The sequence below is a fragment of the Candidatus Polarisedimenticolia bacterium genome (genome assembly GCA_036001465.1).
Classification (GTDB): Bacteria; Acidobacteriota; Polarisedimenticolia; order Gp22-AA2; family Gp22-AA2; genus Gp22-AA3.
In genome coordinates this window covers 1-1956 of sequence record DASYUH010000047.1, presented here as the reverse complement: position 1 = coordinate 1956, position 1956 = coordinate 1, and the positions used below count along the sequence as shown (strand labels likewise).

At 66.6% G+C, this 1956-nt stretch carries 3 protein-coding genes; 2 read left to right on the top strand and 1 reads right to left on the bottom strand.

Translation table 11 applies throughout. The annotated features are described in order from the left end of the window. Both VGV60_09875 and VGV60_09870 read left to right on the top strand, forming a co-directional pair. Positions 1–625 (top strand): RNA polymerase sigma factor (locus VGV60_09875; protein HEV8701563.1); only part of this gene is annotated, 625 nt, incomplete at its 5' end. Positions 626–1379: 754 nt separating this feature from the next. Then, positions 1380–1562 (top strand): hypothetical protein, encoded by a 183-nt coding sequence (locus VGV60_09870; GenBank protein HEV8701562.1) that lies wholly within the window; start codon positions 1380–1382, stop codon positions 1560–1562. Positions 1563–1564: 2 nt separating this feature from the next. On the opposite strand, the gene VGV60_09865 is transcribed toward VGV60_09870, so the two are convergent. Then, on the bottom strand, positions 1565–1888 hold the full coding sequence (locus tag VGV60_09865) for a hypothetical protein (protein ID HEV8701561.1): 324 nt from the start codon (positions 1886–1888) through the stop codon (positions 1565–1567). Positions 1889–1956 lie beyond the last annotated feature (68 nt).

Genomic DNA, 1956 nt, shown 5'->3' with positions numbered 1-1956 from the left:
CGCCATCCTCAGGAACGAGGCGGAGGCCGAGGAGGTGATGCAGCAGGCGTACGTCAACGCCTACACGCACCTGCACCAGTTCGAGGAACGCGCCCGCTTCGGCACCTGGCTGACGCGGATCGCCGTCAACGAGGCGCTGGCCTCCCGACGCCGTCGCAGCCGTCTAGAAGAGGTTGACGCCATGCCCGACTTGGACGAGACGGCGATGGACGCACTGAGCTCCAAGGCTCCGACCCCCGAGGAGCAGGCCCTGCGTCACGAACTGCGTGCGATCCTGGAGTCTTCGTTCGACGCCATCCCGGAGATCTACCGATCCGTATTCATGCTCAGGGAAGTGGAAGGGCTCAGCACCACCGAGGCCGCCGAATGCCTGGACGTCAGCGAAGAGGCCGTGAAGACCCGCCTCCATCGCGCCCGCGCTCTTCTGCGTCAGGAGCTCTTCGAGCGAGCGGGCCTGGCCAGCGCAGAATTGTTCCCGCTGCACCTGTCGCGGTGCGACCGGGTGGCGGCGGGGGTCCTCGCCCAGCTCAACCTGTCGCCTCCACCGTCCCGCCTCTGTGCGTGCCAGGGCGAGTTCTGCGGCGTCGCGATCGCGGAGTTCCCGGTGCCGGGCGACAGATCGTGACGAGCTTTGCCTCGAGGCAGCGCTCGAGCGCGACGGCATTGGTGTGCTCCCGGTCCCGAGCAACGAAGAGAAGAGTCAATGTTTCGTTGCGAGACCGGTCCAGGATCGGGCACCGGCAGGCTGGGTGCGACCCACGTCTTCATCTCTTAGCAGGCGCCACCCCGGTGCACCCCCAGGGGCGTGCATTCCGGCTAAGCGATTGAGCTAACTGAAGCGACGAGATGACTACGAATCTGTAGTTCGGGCGTTCGAATCGCCCGGGGCGCACCACCCTGCAACCTGCTGAAACCCAGATGTAGCTAGAAATGCTTGACTTCGCGGGTCAGGCTGTCGTCTAGTCTGTTTCGGCGTGTTCCCTGCTTAGCCAGGAAGTTTCGGCGCGGTGCACCTCCGGTGCACCCCCGGAGTCGGACCTCAGGTGTCCAACCGGGGGTCGAGGATTCGAACATGCCCACGGTAACGCTGACCGCCAAGAGCGCTCTGGCGCTCCCCGCCGGCGAAGGCGGGGCCAGAATCGACTACTGGGACCAGAAGGCCGACGCCTCGTCTTGAGAATCACCGGCAAGGCGAGGACCAACAGCGCTTGGTACCGCATGAACGGCGCCGTTCGGCGCCTCACGCTCGGGCCAGCCGACGAGATCACCTTGGCCGATGCTCGCGCGCGTGCGCTGGAGGTCCGAGCCCAGAGACGCATGGGCGTTGACGCGTTGGCCGTGAAGCGGCGGCCGCCGCCGAGGCCCAGAAGGCAAGACTCGTGGGCGAGACCTTCGCCGACCTGACGGCCCGCCACCTCGAATCCGCGGCCCGGGGCGACGGGATGAAGCGAGGCGAGCCGCTCGCGCCGCGCACACTCGACGAATACCGTCGCGTGCTCAAGGCTGACGTGCTCCCCGCGCTGGGCGGGATCTCGCCAAGGGAGATCACCTTGGCCGTGTGACGTCAGGCCAGCTGCTCTTCGCATCGGACGCCGAGCGTGCGAGGCAATTCCCGAAGGTGCTGGCCGAGGTCCGCCGGCTGGAGGACGTGCGGCGCGCGGCGGCTCTCTTCCGGTCTCATGCAGACTTCACGGCTCCCGCCGACCTGACGGCCCGGATCCGCGAGCTCGTCGAAGGTGGGCCATCGATCACAGATCATCGGTGAAGCGTCCCGGATAACCGATCGTACACAGTCGCGCGAGGGAATCTCGCCGAGGTCGAGGACTTCGTGGAGTTCCTGCTGCAGAAGGACGAGGACGAGCGGCTCCGGGAAGCCGCGCTGAAGCATCCTCGTCGTCCCTTGCCTTCCACGAACCAGGGTGCTCCGGGGCTTGGGTTCCCATGACCCTTCTTCGT